Below are 17,351 nucleotides of genomic sequence, written 5' to 3' on the forward strand. Positions count from 1 at the left end.
ATGTTTGAGTATTATTTAAATTTATTTATAACCTCAATCTTTATTGAAAATATAGCTTTAGCTTTTTTCCTAGGGATGTGTACCTTTTTAGCAATTTCTAAACAATTAAACTCAGCGATTCAACTTGGAATAACTGTCATAGTGGTATTAACTATCACCGTCCCAATAAATAATCTAATTTATACATATGTGTTAAAAGAAGGAGCCTTAAGTTGGATGGGATTACCTAACACAAATTTACAATTTGTAGGCCTCATAAGTTATATCGGTATTATTGCAGCAATAGTTCAAATCCTCGAGATGTTTCTTGATAAATATATTCCGGTCCTTTATACAGCTTTAGGAGTATTCTTGCCCTTAATTACAGTTAATTGCGCAATATTAGGAGCATCTCTTTTTATGGTTGAAAAAAATTATGAGTTTGCGGAAAGTATTATCTATGGATTAGGGGCAGGAACGGGCTGGGCTTTAGCAATCATAGGACTTGCAGGCATAAGAGAGAGGCTTAAGTATGCGGACATTCCAGACGGATTAGAGGGTTTAGGGATTACATTTATAATTGTTGGTTTGATGTGTTTTGGTTTTATGTCATTTGGAGGAATAGCACTTTAAAAGATGAATACTTTTTTTGAAAATGAAATAATTTTAGGTGTTTTAGTTTTTACCTTAGCTGTCAATACTATGGTATTTATTATTCTTGGAGCCCGAAGAGTTTTAGTCTCTACGGGAGAAGTGTCTATTAATATTAATGGTGATGATGATAAATCTTTAATGGTTCAAGCTGGTGGTAAGCTTTTACAGACTTTAGCCAATCAAAACTTATTCTTATCTTCTGCTTGCGGTGGCGGTGGCACTTGTGCTCAGTGCAAGTGTCGAGTGCTTGATGGAGGAGGATCCATTTTACCTACAGAAGAACCACATTTTTCTAATAGAGAAAGAAAAGAAGGCTGGAGACTATCATGTCAAGTGCCAGTTAAAGATGATATGAAAATTGAAGTTCCCACTGAAGTTTTCGGAGCTAAAAAATGGGATTGTGAAGTTATATCCAATAAGAATGTTGCAACTTTTATTAAGGAACTAGTTCTGAAATTACCTGAAGGTGAAGATGTTGGTTTTAAAGCAGGAGGCTATGTTCAAATGGAAATTCCTCCTTATTCACTTGACTATACCTCTTTCGAAATAGAAAAAGAATACCAAGAAGATTGGGAAAGATTTGGAGTATTTAATAACAGTTCGAGTGTAAATGAATCAGTTATAAGGGCTTATTCTATGGCTAACTATCCAGAAGAAAAAGGCATCATGAAATTTAATATTAGAATAGCTAGTCCTCCTCCTGGTACAGAATTTCCACCTGGAGAGATGACTTCGTATTTATTTAATTTAAAGGAAGGGGATACCCTAAGGATTTTTGGCCCTTTTGGAGATTTTTATGCAGAAGAGAGTGAAAGTGAGATGATCTTTATTGGAGGAGGAGCAGGTATGGCTCCTATGCGCTCTCATATATTTGATCAACTACTTAGATTAAATTCATCAAGAAAGATTACGTTTTATTATGGAGCAAGAAGTATTAGGGAAGTATTTTATGCTGAAGAGTATGATGAGTTAGCTAGAATTCATGAGAATTTTAATTGGCACCTTGCACTGTCTGATCCTTTGCCTGAAGATAACTGGGATGGCTATACTGGCTTCATCCATCAAGTAATACATGATAATTATCTAAAAGATCATCCGTCACCTGAAGATTGTGCTTATTATATGTGCGGACCACCTATGATGATGGATGCATGTTTCAAGATGCTAGATGACCTAGGGGTGGAACCCGAAGCTATCAAATTTGATGATTTTGGAAGTTAATCTTTTTTTTAATAATAAAACAAAATTCATTTTCTTAAAAAGAGCGAAGAAGTACTTATTTCTTCTTCTTTTCATGCTTACTTTTGTTGCATGTAATCAAACTATTAATACCACCTTTGAAGGCAGCATTATGGGCACTAATTATAAGGTGCTTATTTCTGGAAAAGTTCCAAGCATAGTTAACGAAAAGAGCATCTTTAACGTTATAGACAAAGTTAATCAAGAAATGTCTACTTATATAGTTAATTCAACAGTAAACGAAATAAATAACGCAAATATAAATGAGTTAATTTATGTTACGCAAGATCTCATCAACGTACTTTCCTATGGACAAAAAATTTGTAATTTATCTAAAGGTGCATTTGATGTCTCTATTGGACATATTGTAAATGCCTGGGGTTTTGGACCTTCCGTTAAAGACGACTCTAAAAATTTAGAACAAATGATATCTAATATTGGATGCAACTCTTTTAAAGTAAATCAAGTAAGTAATTCCATTTTAAAAAATAAAGATGTTTCAATAGATCTTTCTGCCATAGCAAAAGGTTATGCGATAGATAAGTTAGCTATTTATTTATCGTCTCATAGCATTGATAACTATCTTATTGAAATAGGTGGAGAGATTAGAGTCAAAGGAGATAAAAATGGCGTTACATGGAAAGTAGGAATAGAAAACCCCTTTAATTTTTCTAAACCTCTCATGCTCTTAAATAATCAAAATTTTGGTGATTTCTCACTTGCAACATCTGGTTCTTACAGGAATTATAAAATGATAGAAGGAGAAAAAATTTCACACACATTTGATCCTAGAACAGGATTATCTGTTAAATCCGACCTTCTTTCAGTAAGCGTAATTCATAATACTGCTATGGAAGCAGATACTTTAGCTACTACTTTAAATGTTCTAGGAGCAGATAAAGGATTTATTTTTTCTGAAGAAAATAACATTAAAGCTATTTTTGTTATTAAAGAAAATGACTCTCTTATATTTAAGACTTCCTCTGAATACAATAGAGTATTAAAATAAGTTCATGACTACGCTTATATTAACATTTATTTTCTTAGTTATATTAGTAGCCTTAATGTCTGTAGGAGTGCTGTTTGGTAGACAACCGATAAGTGGATCTTGCGGAGGAATGAAATCAATTGAAGGGCAAATTAACTGTGATTTATGTGGTGGAGATAAATCAAAGTGCATAGAATGATTCTATTAGTTATCCTCTTGTAAAATTTAATTTTAACCATATATATAATATGGATGCCTAAATAGGGTCCATTTTTATTAACTTGCTTAAATTAAGGAGTAAATTATGGTTACAACAATAGAAACTATATGGAGAGATATTTCTCCATACGCCGTAGGATTCGATAGATCTCTCAATGCTTTGTCTTCTCTAGCAAATTCAAAGTCTCAAACGTCAAACTATCCACCGTATAATATACGAAGAGTTAGTGACGACCAATATACCATTGAACTAGCTTTAGCTGGCTTCGATGAAAAAGATATAGATATAGAGCTTGCCGAAGATACCTTGACTATAAAAGGAGAAAAAAAGGATGACATGTCAGAGGGTCTTGTTCACCAAGGTCTGGCTTCAAGAGATTTCATCAAAAAATTTATACTTTCAGATGATATGATTGTTAAAGGTGCCGCTTTATCTAACGGCATGCTTTATGTTGGTATCGAAAGAATAATACCTGATCATAAAAAACCTCAGAAAATAGAATTAACTTCTAAAAAAAATCTTTTGGGATAATAGGATATTATAAACAAAAGGAAGCTAACTTGCTTCCTTTTTTTGTACAACACATAAGTTAAAATTGATTCATAGTATTATCTTTTCCAGAAGCTTTTAGTGCTGCCTCTCCAGCAAAATATTCTTTGTGATCATCTCCCATATCTGATCCAGCCATATTCTGATGCTTAACACAAGCTATCCCTTGTCTTATCTCATTTCTTTGAACACCTTGTACGTATCCCAGCATCCCTTTTTCTCCGAAATATTCTTTAGCAAGATTGTCGGTAGAAAGAGCCGTCGTATGATATGTTGGTAAGGTTATGAGATGATGAAATATACCAGCTTCTTTTGCTGCATCTGACTGAAAAGTACGAATTTTTTCATCAGCTTCTAATCCAAGCACAGTTGCATCATATTTTTCATTCATTAGATCATCTCTTTCGTAGTCAGAAATATCTTTCCCATCATCTTGCATAGTATCAAATATTTGCTGACGAAAATTTAATGTCCAATTAAAAGAGGGGCTGTTGTTATATACGAGCTTAGCATTTGGCACTTCTTTTCTGATCTCATTCATCATCGCACCTATCTGACCTATGTGTGGTTTTTCTGTTTCAATCCAGATTAAATCAGCTCCATTTTGTAAACTTGTAATAGAATCTAAAATACATCTTTCTTCTCCAGTTCCTTTTTTAAATTGGTATAAATTACTCGGTAAACGTTTGGGTCTAACTAAATTACCATTTTGATTTATAAGTACATCGCCATGGTTCATATCCTCTGTATTTACTTCTTCTACATCTAAAAAGGAATTATATTGATCTCCTAAATCTCCAGCTTCATGAGTAATAGCAATTTGCTTAGTTAAACCGGCTCCTAAGGAATCAGTCCTTGCAACAATAACACCATCATCTACACCCAATTCTAAAAAAGCATATCTAACGGCATTAATTTTAGCCAAAAAGTCTGCATGAGGAACTGTTACTTTTCCATCTTGATGACCACATTGCTTCTCATCTGATACCTGATTTTCTATCTGAATACAACATGCTCCGGCCTCAATCATCTGCTTTGCCATTAAATATGTAGCCTCTTCATTACCAAAACCTGCGTCTATGTCAGCTATGATTGGCACAATATGAGTCTCGTAGTCATCAATTTTTCCTTCTATTATTGCTTTATCTTCGCTTGCTTCATCAAGATCTCTGAAAAGGGAAGAAAGTTCACGAGCATCTGCTTGTCTTAAAAAAGTGTAAAGTTCATTAATTAAGTTGGCTACAGAGGTCTTCTCATGCATAGATTGATCAGGCAAAGGCCCGAACTCTGATCTAAGTGCGGCGACCATCCATCCTGATAAATATAAATACTTCTTATTATTCGTTCCAAAATGTTTTTTTATAGAAATTAACTTTTGCTGCCCTATAAAACCATGCCAACAACCTAAGGACTGAGTGTAGGAAGATGAATCTGCATCATATTCATCCATATCCTTGCGCATAATTGATGCTGTATATTTAGCAATATCAACTCCAGTATTAAATTGATTCTGAAATTTCATCCTTGCTGAGTGCTCCGGATTAATATTTACGAAGGCTTTCTTTCCTGAATTTTTTAATTTAGAGAATTCTTCAATACAATCTTTATATTTCAACATAGTGATCCTAAATAATAATAAAATAAAACTAAATAATAAAAAACTTGCTTTCTTTTAGAAAGGTCGAAGTTTAAACAAAGAGGGTAATAAATCAATAAGTTATTAGACTTTTTTAGCAAGAATACTAGCTAACCCAATGTAATCTGATGGACTAAGTTGTAAGAGAATCTCTCTATCATTGTCTTCAATATTTAAAGATTCAACAAGAAGTTTAATTTTAGATTTATCTAAAGATTTACCTCTAGATAAGTCCTTCATGATTTCGTATCCATGAGGGATTTTATTCTTTCTCATAATTGTTTGGATTGCTTCTGATAAGAGTTCCCATGAATTTTCTAAATCATCTTTTATGCTTTTCTTATTGATATCTAATTTTTTAATTCCTTTTTTTAGAGATTCGTAGGCAATAAGAGATAAAGAAAAAGCACTTCCTATATTCCTTAGAACAGTTGAATCTGATAAGTCTCTTTGCCATCTAGAAATAACAATCTTGTGAGCTATATGTTCAAACATAGAATTTGATATTCCTAAATTCCCTTCAGCATTTTCAAAATCTATAGGGTTAACTTTATGAGGCATAGTTGAAGAACCTACCTCTCCATCATTTAATTTCTGCTTGAAATAACCTATAGAAATATAGCCCCAGGCATCTCTAGAAAAATCTAATAAAATATTATTAAGCCTTACATAGGCATGCATTAATTCTGCCAAAGAATCTTTTTGCTCTACTTGAGTAGTATATAAAGAGAAGTTGAGCCCCAATCCTTTTACAAAAAGATTAGATACTTTCAACCAATCTACATCCGGATAAGCTACTAAGTGTGCATTATAGTTTCCTACTGCTCCGTTTATTTTTCCTGATAATTTGATCTTCGATATTGAAGACAGTAATCCATCAATTCTATAGACAAAGTTAGCAAATTCTTTACCCATGGTAGTTGGTGAAGCGCTTTGGCCATGCGTTCTAGATAACATTGCAACACTTGAATAAGAACGAGACTTATCTTTTAAGACTTTTCTAATGCTCTTAATAGAAGGTATCAAAATATCCTGACATGCATCCTTTAACATTAGGGAATAAGCTAAATTATTTATGTCTTCAGACGTGCAGGCAAAATGAATAAATTCTTCGCTTTTACTTAATTTTGGTTTTTCAGTAAATTTATTTCTCAAATAGTATTCAACAGCTTTAACATCGTGGTTTGTTCTACTTTCAAGTTTTTTAATCTTTTGAGCTTCTTTTAAATCAAAGTTTAGATAAATTGATCTTAAAAAATTAACATCTCTTTTATTAAGGGCTATGAGTTCTTTTACTCCTTTAATTGAAGAAAGAAGAATAAACCATTCTACTTCAATTAAAAGTCTATATTTCATGAGTGCAAACTCGCTGAAATAAGGACTTAGTAATTCAGATACATGTCTGTATCTTCCATCAACGGAAGAGATTGCTGTTAATTTGTTTAAATTCATTATTTAAAAGTTTTTATTATAACTTAATGTGCCTATAATACTTGCGTAATAGGTTAACTCGATCCAGACTAGAGATATGAAAAAAATATCTTTCAATGCTAATTCCTTTCTTTTAAGTCTTTTTGTATTAATATTTTCTCAGATAACTTCTTCTAAGACAGTTATTCATGCTGGTCAGCTAATTGATGGCAACAATCCAAGTCCTCTGCAGAATATGAGTATCATAATATCTGGAGAAAAGATTATATCTATTGAGCAAGGTTTTATTGAGCCAGATATAGAAGATATTTATATAGATCTTGGGAGTTATACTGTATTACCAGGTCTCATAGATATGCATGTTCACCTTGATGGTGAGCATAATAAAAATAGCTCCAATGAGAAATATATACTTACTGAGGCTGATAATGCCATAAATTCTGTGGTTAATGCTCAAAAAACGTTACTAGCTGGATTTACTACTGTCAGAAATCTTGGAGATTCTGATTTAGTTACGATTAGTCTAAGAAATGCAATTAATAAAGGAATACTTCCTGGTCCTAGAATTTATACCTCTGGATCTACAATCTCTTCTACAGGAGGGCATGGAGATCAAAGTAATGGAGCAAGAAAAAACCTCAAAAAAAATCTTCGTAAATCAAATGCTGTTGTAAATAGCCCTAGTGACGCTTTTCTCGCTGTTAGGAGTAGATATCAAGAAGGTGCTGATCTTATCAAGATAACAGCTACCGGTGGAGTTTTGAGTGTTGCAAAAAATGGAGAAAACCCTCAATTCACAAAAGAGGAATTGAAAGCTATTATCACTTCTTCAAAAGACTATGGTTTTAAAGTAGCAGCTCATGCACACGGAGCAGAAGGAATTAAAAGAGCAGTTATAGCTGGGGTAAACTCTATTGAACATGGAACTTTAATGGACGAAGAGGGCAGAAAACTTATGATCCAAAATGGTACTTATCTTGTACCTACTATAATGGCGGGCAAGTGGGTTGAAGAAAAGTCAAAAGAAGAAAACTATTTTCCAGAAATTGTTAGGCTAAAAGCAGCAAAAATAGGCCCTTTAATTCAAGCATCTTTTGGAAAAGCTTATCAATCTGGAGTAAAAATAGCCTTTGGTACCGATTCAGGAGTTTCCCTTCATGGAGAAAATGCTAAAGAATTTGTTTTAATGGTTGAAGCGGGCATGCCCCCTTTACAAGCTATTCTTTCAGCAACCAAAGAGGCCTCAATACTCTTAGGCCAAGATAAACTTTTAGGTACCTTACAAGAAGGAAAGTATGCTGACATTGTAGCTGTTTCAACTAATCCAATAGATGATATATCTTCTCTTCAATCTATAGATTTTGTAATGAAAGCTGGTGAAGTTTATAAAACCCCTTAGTTTATTGAATCTATCTCTCCGCCACCTATACACTCATTGTCCTTATAAATAACTGCTGATTGACCGGGAGTAATAGCCCTCTGAGATTTATCAAATAATACCCTGTATTGACTATCTTCTTTTTTAATTACGCAGTCTTGGTCAGCCTGCCTATACCTAACTTTCACTGAATACTTAGTATCATCTGTTAATGCATGATGAGTTTCAAGGTTCTTAATAAGTAACTCTTTTGACATAAGTAGCTTATTGCAATTCCCTTGGACAACTTTAAGGGTATTATTTTCTAAATCCTTTTCAGCAACATACCAAGGATTATTATTTGAATCTTTCATGCCACCAATGCCTAGTCCTTTTCTTTGCCCTAAAGTGTAAAAGGGTAAACCATTATGAGTTCCAATTTGCTTATTATTACTATCTATTATGTCTCCTTTTTCTGAAGCTATATATTCAGATAGAAATTCTGGAAATGGCCTCTCACCTATAAAGCATATACCTGTGCTGTCTTTTTTATCCGAGGTCACTAAATGTATGTCTTTGGCTATCGCACGAACATCTTTTTTATATAAAGACCCTAACGGAAATAAGATTTTAGAGTAAGTACTTTTAGGAACTGAATATAAAAAATAGCTCTGATCTTTATTATTATCTACGCCTTTATATAAGGCTAAACGTTTATTAATATTTTTAATTTGAGCATAATGCCCTGTAGAAATAAAATCGTACCCTTTGTCCATTGCATAATTATAAAAAACATCAAATTTAATTTCCCTGTTGCATAGTATATCTGGGTTAGGAGTTCTTCCTCTTTTTAATTCTCTTAAAAAATAATTAAAAACCTTTGTTTTATATTGTTTTGAGAAATTTTCTTGGACTAATTTTATATTTAGCTGATCTGCAACAAAAGAAGCGTCCATAAAATCTTCCTTAATACTGCAATAAGGTGACCCGTCATCATCATTCCAATTTTTCATGAAGAGAGCATCTACAGCATAACCTTGCTCTTTCAATAAATGAGCTGCTACAGAAGAATCTACACCTCCTGATAATCCAATTAACACTCTTTTCTTTGACATGTTTAAAAAATCTTCATTTAGATGGATAGGCTAATTTGGGAATCCCAACTTAACTACTATATAATCACAATCTCTAATTATACAGAGATCAATAAATTAATTAATCTTATGACATATAAGCACATACAAATACCTGATTCAGGCAGTAAAATTTCATATTCTCCTGATGGCGAACTTATAGTTCCCAATGACCCTATTATCCCCTTTATAGAAGGTGATGGCATAGGTTCAGATATATCTCCCGCAATGATAGATGTAGTTAATAAGGCAGTAGAGAAAGCTTATAACGACGAAAGAAAAATATCTTGGATGGAAATTTATTGTGGTGAAAAAGCCGTTACCACCTATGGAAATGATATTTGGTTACCGGAAGAAACCCTAGAAGCAATTAAGGAATATGTGGTTTCTATCAAAGGCCCTTTAACTACTCCTGTTGGTGGAGGAATAAGATCTTTAAATGTCGCTCTTAGACAAGAACTGGATCTATATGTTTGCCAAAGACCAGTAAGATATTTCAATGGGGTACCAAGTCCAGTTATTGCTCCAGAAAAAACAGATATGGTTATCTTTAGAGAAAATTCAGAAGACATATATGCTGGTATTGAATGGGAAGCAGGCTCTGATGAAGCTACTAAAATTATAGACTTTCTTCAAAATGAAATGGGTGTTTCTAAAATTAGATTTCCTGATTTTTGTGGAATAGGCGTAAAACCTGTTTCTAAACAAGGTACTGAAAGACTAGTAGATAAAGCCATAGAGTATGCCATACAAAATGATAGAGATTCTATAACTCTAGTTCATAAAGGTAATATCATGAAATTCACAGAAGGCTCTTTTAAAGAATGGGGCTATGATCTATCTTCAGATAAATATGGAGCAGTAGAAATTGATGGCGGTCCATGGAGGAGCTTTAAGAATCCAATTACCGGTAAAGATATTATTATTAAAGATGTTATAGCTGATGCCTTTCTTCAACAAATATTAACCAGACCTGAGGAATATAGTGTCATAGCTACTCTAAACTTAAATGGAGACTATATTTCTGATGCACTTGCAGCAGAAGTTGGTGGCATAGGTATAGCACCTGGTGCTAATCTAGGCGATGAAATTGGATTATTTGAAGCAACTCATGGCACTGCTCCCAAATATACTAATCTAGATAAAGTAAACCCAGGTTCATTAATACTTTCAGCTGAAATGATGCTTAGATTTATGGGTTGGACTGAATCAGCTGATCTTATTATTGAAGGACTATCTAAAACTATCAATCAAAAAAGGGTAACTTATGATTTTGAAAGATTAATGGAAGATGCAACCCTTCTTAAGTGCTCTGAGTTTGGACAGGCTATTGTAGAAAACATGTAACTAAATGATCTAAAAAAATGCACTTACTATCTTCTATTAATCAAAACAAAGAAGATGACCTTCAAGAGGATGGCGCTTCTTATGTGCTAGAAGAAGAAACTAGTCCGCTTACTAAAAGACCCTCCTTATACAGAGTTTTAATATTAAACGATGACTACACTCCAATGGAGTTTGTAGTTTTTGTCCTACAAAATTTTTTTGGGATGGACAATGAAAAGGCAACTCAAATAATGCTCACAGTGCATACCAAGGGGATAGGAGTGTGCGGAATATTTACAAAGGAAATTGCAGAGACTAGAAGTTCCCAGATTAATAATTTTGCTAAACAAAATGGCCACCCATTAATTACAGATATTGAAGAAGTAGAGGATGAAGAATGTTAGATAATCAATTAGAAAATAATTTAACTTTGGCTTTCAAGGAAGCTCATGAACAAAAACATGAATTTGTAACCATAGAACATTTGTTATTAGCAATTCTTGACAATTCAGATGCATCAAAAGTTATAACTAGTTGTGGAGGATCAGTAGAAATACTAAGGAAAGATTTAAAAGAATTTATAAATAAAACTACCCCTAAGATAGAAGAAAATAAAAATACAGAAATTCAACCCACTTTAGGCTTTCAGCGAGTCCTCCAAAGGGCTGTTTTTCATGTTCAGTCAACAGGCAAATTAGAAGTAAATGGCGCAAATGTTCTAGTAGCAATATATACCGAAAAAGAAAGTCAGAGTGTCTTCCTATTGGAACAACAGGGCTTAACTAGACTAGAAGTTGTTGCATATATTAGTCACGGGGACCTAGGAGAAGAATCTAATAATTCCATTGAAGATGACCAAGATAATCCAGAAAAAGATTCTAGTTCAAGCTTAGATAAATATACAACTAATCTTAATATACAGGCTTTAAATGGACAGATAGATCCTCTCATAGGCCGTTCTAAAGAGGTTGATCGTGTTATCCAAATATTAGCCAGAAGATCTAAAAATAACCCATTATTAGTAGGAGAATCTGGAGTTGGTAAAACAGCAATTGCAGAAGGTATAGCTAGACTTATAGTGCAAAAGAAAGTGCCAGAAATAATGCTTTCTTGTTCTATCTATAGTTTGGATATGGGAGCACTTTTAGCAGGCACCAAGTACAGGGGAGATTTTGAAAAAAGATTAAAATCAGTGCTTTCAGATTTAGAAAAAATTCAAGATTCAATTTTATTTATAGATGAAATTCATACGATTATTGGAGCTGGAGCTACTTCTGGTGGAGTTATGGATGCTTCTAATCTTCTAAAACCATCTCTAGCTAAAAATGGTATAAAATTCTTTGGTTCAACAACTTATAAGGAATACAGAGGTATTTTTGATAAAGATAGAGCATTATCACGACGTTTTCAAAAAGTAGAAGTAAAAGAGCCAAGTGTTGAAGAGACTATTAAAATATTACAAGGTTTAAAAAAGAGTTATGAAGAACATCATGAAGTTAAATACACAGACGATGCAATAAAAAAAGCTGCAGAATTATCATCTAAATACTTAAATGATAGGTTTTTACCAGACAAAGCTATTGATGTGATTGATGAAGCGGGAGCAAAGAATAGATTGAAAGACCCCAAAAATAATAAACGAAAAATAACAGAAATAGACATAGAAAAAATTATAGCCTCTATAGCTCAAATACCAGAGAACAGCGTATCTTCTACTGATAAAAAGAACCTTCGTAATTTAGAAAGAAATCTAAAGAGGGTAATTTTTGGCCAAGATACAGCTGTACATGAGATATCTTCTGCTATAAAACTCTCTAGAGCAGGTTTAAGGGTTGATCAAAAACCAGTTGGATCATTCTTATTTTCTGGGCCTACAGGGGTAGGGAAGACAGAACTTTCAAGGCAATTAGCTTTAACAATGGGGATAGAGCTATTGAGGTTTGATATGTCGGAGTACATGGAAAGACATACTGTGTCTAGATTGATTGGAGCTCCTCCTGGTTATGTTGGATATGATCAAGGAGGTCTACTCACGGAAGCAGTAACAAAAAATCCTCATTGTGTAATATTATTAGACGAGATTGAAAAAGCACATCCAGAAGTATTCAATATTCTCCTTCAGGTTATGGATCATGGAACACTAACAGATAATAATGGCAGGAAAGCTGATTTTAGGAACGTAGTACTAATAATGACAACAAATGCTGGAGCTCAAGATATGAGTAGGGCATCAATGGGATTCAAAGAACAAGATCATGCATCAGATGCAATGGAAGTTATTAAAAAGATGTTTAGTCCAGAATTTAGAAATAGACTTGATTCAATAGTGAAGTTTAACCCTCTACCAGTAAAAGTAATAATGACAGTTATAGATAAATTTCTAGTAGAGCTACAAGCTCAATTAGATGAAAAGAGTGTTCAAATAGAAGTAACTGAAGGAGCTAGGAAATGGCTACTTAAGAATGGATACGATCAAAAAATGGGCGCAAGACCTATGCAGAAACTTATACAAGAAAAGATAAAAGGGCCATTATCAGAGGAAATCCTGTTTGGAGAACTATCTAAGAATGGAGGAAAAGTATTAGTTGAACTAGAGAGAAAAGATATTGTATTGAAATATGAGAGACATAAAAAAGCTGAAAAAATAAAATAGTTTATTTTTCTCTAAATATAATTCTACCTTTTGTCAGATCATAAGGAGTTATCTCTAACTTAACTTTATCACCTGTCAGAATTCTTATGTAATGCTTTCTCATTTTTCCAGAAATATGAGCTATTATGACGTGGTCATTTTCTAGTTTTACTCTGAAAGTAGTGTTGGGAAGTGTTTCAATAACTTCTCCATCCATTTCTATTAATTCTTCTTTAGCCATATAATTACAATTGTGCCTTAGCTTAATCATTATTGAAAGAACTCATGAAAGAAAAAGAATTTAAATTTACCTCACTATTAGCTGTTCTTGCTTTGATAGTTATAATAATTGCTATTGCCAGTTACGTAATAGACCGTCTCATTGCTGTCTAAAAATTCTATAAGTTAAATATAAAGAATAGGGGGCTAAAAGTATTCCTATGCGTATATATATGTTTTTACTGTTCTATTTATTATTTAACATAATATACATTATGCGAAGTATTAATAACACTATATAGTGGATAGGTTTATATATAAGCACAATATATTGTTTACTCTTCTTAGAAAGAGCTACCATCTTGTCGACTATCTCAGGAATTAATAGATCTTCCGAAACATATATTATTATTTTATATTGAAAACTATCCCCATATGTAACTCACCATAAGGATGATCAAAAAAAGAAACGCTCTTTCTGTTATATGACAACGGCTTTAGACCAAGTAAATAGTGATTGCTTAGAGCTAACATCCCATAGGCTGTTATTCTTTCAGAAAATCTATAATTAAGATTTAAATTTACTGTTATGTTTGAATTCAGATCCTTTTGATAAGGGGATTTAATATAATTTGATCTACTAACTCGCAAGGCTCCTAACTGAGTAGTAAAAGTAAATGAATTATTTATCTTATATAAGATACTTAATGTATATCTTAGTTGATTTTCATCCCAAGGATTCTTTTGAGGTAATTGTGTTTTGAAATTACTTATTATTTCTCCTATTGAAGAGCTACCTACCCTACTTCCTAGAATAAAATTATCAGTAGTATCAAGAAGATCTGAAATATAGTTTATGTTTATTTTTGCTCTGCTTAATCGTAAACTATGATTAATCATAAAATTCTTTTGAATGACATCTTTTACGCGTATCGTTATACCTAATTCCTTAGATTTACCTTCAATTCTAAGAATTGGATTATAAGACTTCACTCCAGTCTTTCTATACTGTTCTGCATCTATAAAACGAATTTCTGCTTCTGCGCATGAGCCACCAATTATTTGACTTCCGAATTGATAACAATCTATGTTTAGAGAGTCCTGTTTTTCTGAAGTTTGAAATATTTCAAAACTTGTATTATAAGATTTATTCTCTATTAAAGAAGAACCTATAGATACTGAATAATTATCACTATTAGTATTAATCTCATCAGGATATGTGCTTCTTTGTATTTGATTATTAGACTGACCAAATTCTGCAGAAAGACGAAATCTATTTTTTAACACGTGCGATATAAAGAACGATTCAGAAGAAGTTTCATTTAATCTAGTTTGGGCATAATGACTCTTGTAATCAAGAATATCCATTGATTGTTTGTACTGATGTTGAATAAGGCCTATCTGTCTAATATGATCGTCATGGATAATATTTATATCTTGTAATAACTCTATTTCAGAAGAAAAAATAATAGAACTAAATATTAGATTAATAATTAGAATTACATATCCATTGTTTCTAAATTTATTCATTTTAAAGTCCCGTCATAACCACCAATTTGTTCTGTCTACTGATATGCAACTGACTCATCAATATCAACTGAAGTAAATATTCCTTCGACCATGTCTGATGTACTTGCCCCAACTATCCAAAGAAGCCTTTCTTCTCCATAAAGAACAAGAACTCCTCCATCGTAATCACTAAAAGAAAGCTCTGAAAAGGTAAGTCCATTATCTAGTCCTATCTTATGCTTACTGAAATCAAATCCATTTACCTTGTCATAAGCTATTGTAGGACCATTTATACCTGCTTGAACTTCCTGACTAGAATTAACTGACCCGGTGTATCCATCCCCGCCTCTTATAACGACAGTTCCTTGTGCATTCTCTTGAAATTCAACATAGTCCCTGCCAGTTCCACCGTCTATGGTACAAGTAGCAGGTGATCCATAGCAGTAAATTTGATCGTTACCAGCTCCGCCATAAAGTGTTGAATTACCTTCAATAGAAGAATTAAGGATGTTAGCTCTTAAAGCATCCTGACCTGCATAGCCATATACAGTGTTATCTCCTCCCCATCCTTCAAGCCAATTATCTGAGGAATTTCCTTTTATGATATCTGCTCCTTTGGTGCCTCTTATCCTTTCGAACCCTGAAACCATATCAAGAGTGAGCTCTCTTCCTGAAGAAGAGTCATATTGTTCAAAACTTAAAAAATCAGCACTAGGTTCTCCCCATCTATCGAGTACATTTGAACCGCCCTCTAGTCCGGAAAGATCCAATTGAGAAACTGGAGTTAAAGTTCCTAACATAACAAATGAGCCTCCTTTTCCTAAATTGACACTGTCACCACTCTTTATATCTAATCCCGAAATTCTGTCACTAAGTACTCCATCTGGATGATCGCCCATATGAATATTTAGACTACCGGTATGAACTGTTCTATCCATATTTTCTAACCTAAGATCATCGCCAGCTATTGACCCTAAGATTTTAATCGCACTACCAGTAGAAAAATTGTTCTTTAATTCATTCTGATCTGAGACAGATTCGTCGGACCACCATAACCTAGCCCCGTCTCGAGGATATCCTGATTCTAGTTGAGAAGTAAAATAGACAGCATTCTCATTGGAGCTAAACCATCCCCCATAGCAGTTTACATTACCCGAACAGGCTTGACCCGAATCACCCCATATCTGAATATAAACATTGTCTCCAATTATTAGATTCTCAATATCTCTAAATTTGAAATATATATGATTTCCAATTATAAAATTCCACCAACCAGTATCTTTATTCCAGTAAAGATCATCAAAACTAGCCAAGCTGGTCACTCCGCTGTAGTTGATGTTTAAAGTATCATCTCCTGTTCCTCCTTCAATGATATCCGTGAAAGTTCCACTCTTTTCAGTGATATTGAAAGTGTCATCCCCTCCGGCACCTCCTAATTCATCACTGCCTCCTAAACCATTAAATGTATCGTCACCAGAAGAGGCTATTAATATGTCATTTCCTGACGTTCCTGTAATGTTACCGCTCAGCGCTTCTGTTACATCGGTTACATTGATAGTCAAATCACCAGAAACGCTTAACGATCCATCGCTGGCAGTAATGGTGATCGAATAAGAATTCTTAGTCTCATAATCTGGAGCAGTATTAAAAGATATAAATCCAGAACCAGTGATACTGAAGTCAGAGCCATCCGTACCTGACAATGAGTAACTAATGGAATCTCCTTCAGGATCACTAGAAGAAATTGATTTTACATCAGTTTGGTTTTCTTCAACTGAAACACTTCCGGTTCCAGATAATGTAGGTGCTTCATTTACATTGGAGATATTGATAGTTAATTCTTGACTGCTTGTGTCTTCAGAATCACTAACATTTAAACTGATAACATAAGAACTCTTAGATTCATAATCTGGAGATGAGTTAAAAGTGATGACCCCAGAAGAATTGACACTCAGTGATCCAGCGTCTGTTCCAGTTAAGCTATAAGACAAAGAATCCCCGTCCGCATCAGAAGCTGAGACAGTTACCACTGAGGTTTGATTTTCATCAACAGAAACACTTGCTTCTAGTCCTGAAATGGTAGGTGCTGTATTCGGGGTTTCATCCACATCGGTTATGTTTACAGTAACTTCTTGACTGGCAGTATTGCTTCCATCACTTACATTAACGGTGATGGAGTAACTGGTCTTGGTCTCATAATCTGGTGCTGAGTTAAAAGTGATTACTCCAGAGGAATTGATACTTAATGATCCAGCATCTGTTCCACTTAGACTATAAGATAATGAGTTTCCATCAGCATCAGAAGCAGACACCGAAGTAACTGCAGTTTGGTTCTCAACTGCAGAAACGGAAGATGCCAATCCAGAGATAACCGGATTGTTATCATTCAGATTACCAATATTAATAGTGAGCCCTTGACTGTTGGTACTAATACCATCATTAACATTGATGGTAACTGAGTAAGACGTCTTGGTCTCAT

Annotated in this window: 15 protein-coding genes; 9 read left to right on the plus strand and 6 right to left on the minus strand. The window is 33.7% G+C overall.

Annotation, left to right across the window (positions count from 1 at the left end):
- From nqrE to P8J93_00910, 5 genes are all read left to right on the plus strand, one after another.
- Window positions 1-612 (plus strand): NADH:ubiquinone reductase (Na(+)-transporting) subunit E, encoded by a 612-nt coding sequence (nqrE, locus tag P8J93_00890; protein MDG2060359.1) that lies wholly within the window; start codon window positions 1-3, stop codon window positions 610-612.
- 3 nt (window positions 613-615) lie between these two features.
- Window positions 616-1,854: an NADH:ubiquinone reductase (Na(+)-transporting) subunit F gene (gene nqrF / locus P8J93_00895; GenBank protein MDG2060360.1), complete on the plus strand. Its 1,239-nt coding sequence runs from the start codon at window positions 616-618 to the stop codon at window positions 1,852-1,854.
- Window positions 1,855-1,984: 130 nt separating this feature from the next.
- Window positions 1,985-2,881 (plus strand): FAD:protein FMN transferase, encoded by an 897-nt coding sequence (locus P8J93_00900; protein MDG2060361.1) that lies wholly within the window; start codon window positions 1,985-1,987, stop codon window positions 2,879-2,881.
- 4 nt (window positions 2,882-2,885) lie between these two features.
- Window positions 2,886-3,059, plus strand: coding sequence for a (Na+)-NQR maturation NqrM (gene nqrM / locus P8J93_00905; GenBank protein MDG2060362.1), 174 nt, complete (start codon window positions 2,886-2,888; stop codon window positions 3,057-3,059).
- A 105-nt stretch (window positions 3,060-3,164) separates the two neighbouring features.
- Window positions 3,165-3,611, plus strand: coding sequence for an Hsp20 family protein (locus P8J93_00910; GenBank protein MDG2060363.1), 447 nt, complete (start codon window positions 3,165-3,167; stop codon window positions 3,609-3,611).
- A gap of 58 nt (window positions 3,612-3,669) precedes the next feature.
- Here the strand turns inward: P8J93_00910 and P8J93_00915 are convergent, their stop codons facing one another.
- Window positions 3,670-5,247 (minus strand): isocitrate lyase, encoded by a 1,578-nt coding sequence (locus P8J93_00915; protein MDG2060364.1) that lies wholly within the window; start codon window positions 5,245-5,247, stop codon window positions 3,670-3,672.
- 102 nt (window positions 5,248-5,349) lie between these two features.
- Entirely contained in the window at window positions 5,350-6,717 is a 1,368-nt protein-coding gene (gene purB / locus P8J93_00920) for an adenylosuccinate lyase (GenBank protein MDG2060365.1), read from the minus strand.
- Between the two features lie 76 nt (window positions 6,718-6,793).
- Here purB and P8J93_00925 point away from each other — a divergent pair, with 76 nt between their 5' ends.
- Complete coding sequence (locus P8J93_00925; protein MDG2060366.1) at window positions 6,794-8,095, plus strand: amidohydrolase family protein; 1,302 nt, start codon at window positions 6,794-6,796, stop codon at window positions 8,093-8,095.
- Here P8J93_00925 and mnmA read toward each other — a convergent pair.
- Complete coding sequence (mnmA, locus tag P8J93_00930) at window positions 8,092-9,168, minus strand: tRNA 2-thiouridine(34) synthase MnmA (protein MDG2060367.1); 1,077 nt, start codon at window positions 9,166-9,168, stop codon at window positions 8,092-8,094. The two genes, P8J93_00925 and mnmA, sit on opposite strands and share 4 nt — an antisense overlap.
- 108 nt (window positions 9,169-9,276) lie before the next feature.
- Between mnmA and icd the strand changes: the two genes are divergently transcribed.
- From icd to clpA, 3 genes are read left to right on the plus strand one after another with little or no spacing between them, the layout of a single operon-like run.
- Window positions 9,277-10,533 (plus strand): NADP-dependent isocitrate dehydrogenase, encoded by a 1,257-nt coding sequence (gene icd, locus P8J93_00935; GenBank protein ID MDG2060368.1) that lies wholly within the window; start codon window positions 9,277-9,279, stop codon window positions 10,531-10,533.
- Window positions 10,534-10,550: 17 nt separating this feature from the next.
- A complete protein-coding gene (gene clpS, locus P8J93_00940; GenBank protein ID MDG2060369.1) occupies window positions 10,551-10,916 on the plus strand; it encodes an ATP-dependent Clp protease adapter ClpS in 366 nt (121 codons plus the stop codon).
- A complete protein-coding gene (gene clpA / locus P8J93_00945) occupies window positions 10,910-13,165 on the plus strand; it encodes an ATP-dependent Clp protease ATP-binding subunit ClpA (GenBank protein ID MDG2060370.1) in 2,256 nt (751 codons plus the stop codon). Before clpS ends, clpA begins: the two co-directional genes overlap by 7 nt.
- Window position 13,166: 1 nt before the next feature.
- Here clpA and infA read toward each other — a convergent pair whose 3' ends face one another.
- The 3 genes from infA to P8J93_00960 form a co-directional block, all read right to left on the minus strand.
- Entirely contained in the window at window positions 13,167-13,385 is a 219-nt protein-coding gene (gene infA / locus P8J93_00950; protein MDG2060371.1) for a translation initiation factor IF-1, read from the minus strand.
- Window positions 13,386-13,771: 386 nt separating this feature from the next.
- Window positions 13,772-14,893, minus strand: a complete 1,122-nt coding sequence (locus P8J93_00955; GenBank protein ID MDG2060372.1) for a hypothetical protein — start codon at window positions 14,891-14,893, stop codon at window positions 13,772-13,774.
- Window positions 14,894-14,928: 35 nt separating this feature from the next.
- Window positions 14,929-17,351 (minus strand): cadherin domain-containing protein (locus P8J93_00960; GenBank protein MDG2060373.1); only part of this gene is annotated, 2,423 nt, incomplete at its 5' end.

Source organism: SAR86 cluster bacterium, assembly GCA_029268615.1.
Lineage (GTDB): Bacteria > Pseudomonadota > Gammaproteobacteria > Magnimaribacterales > Magnimaribacteraceae > JAQWNM01.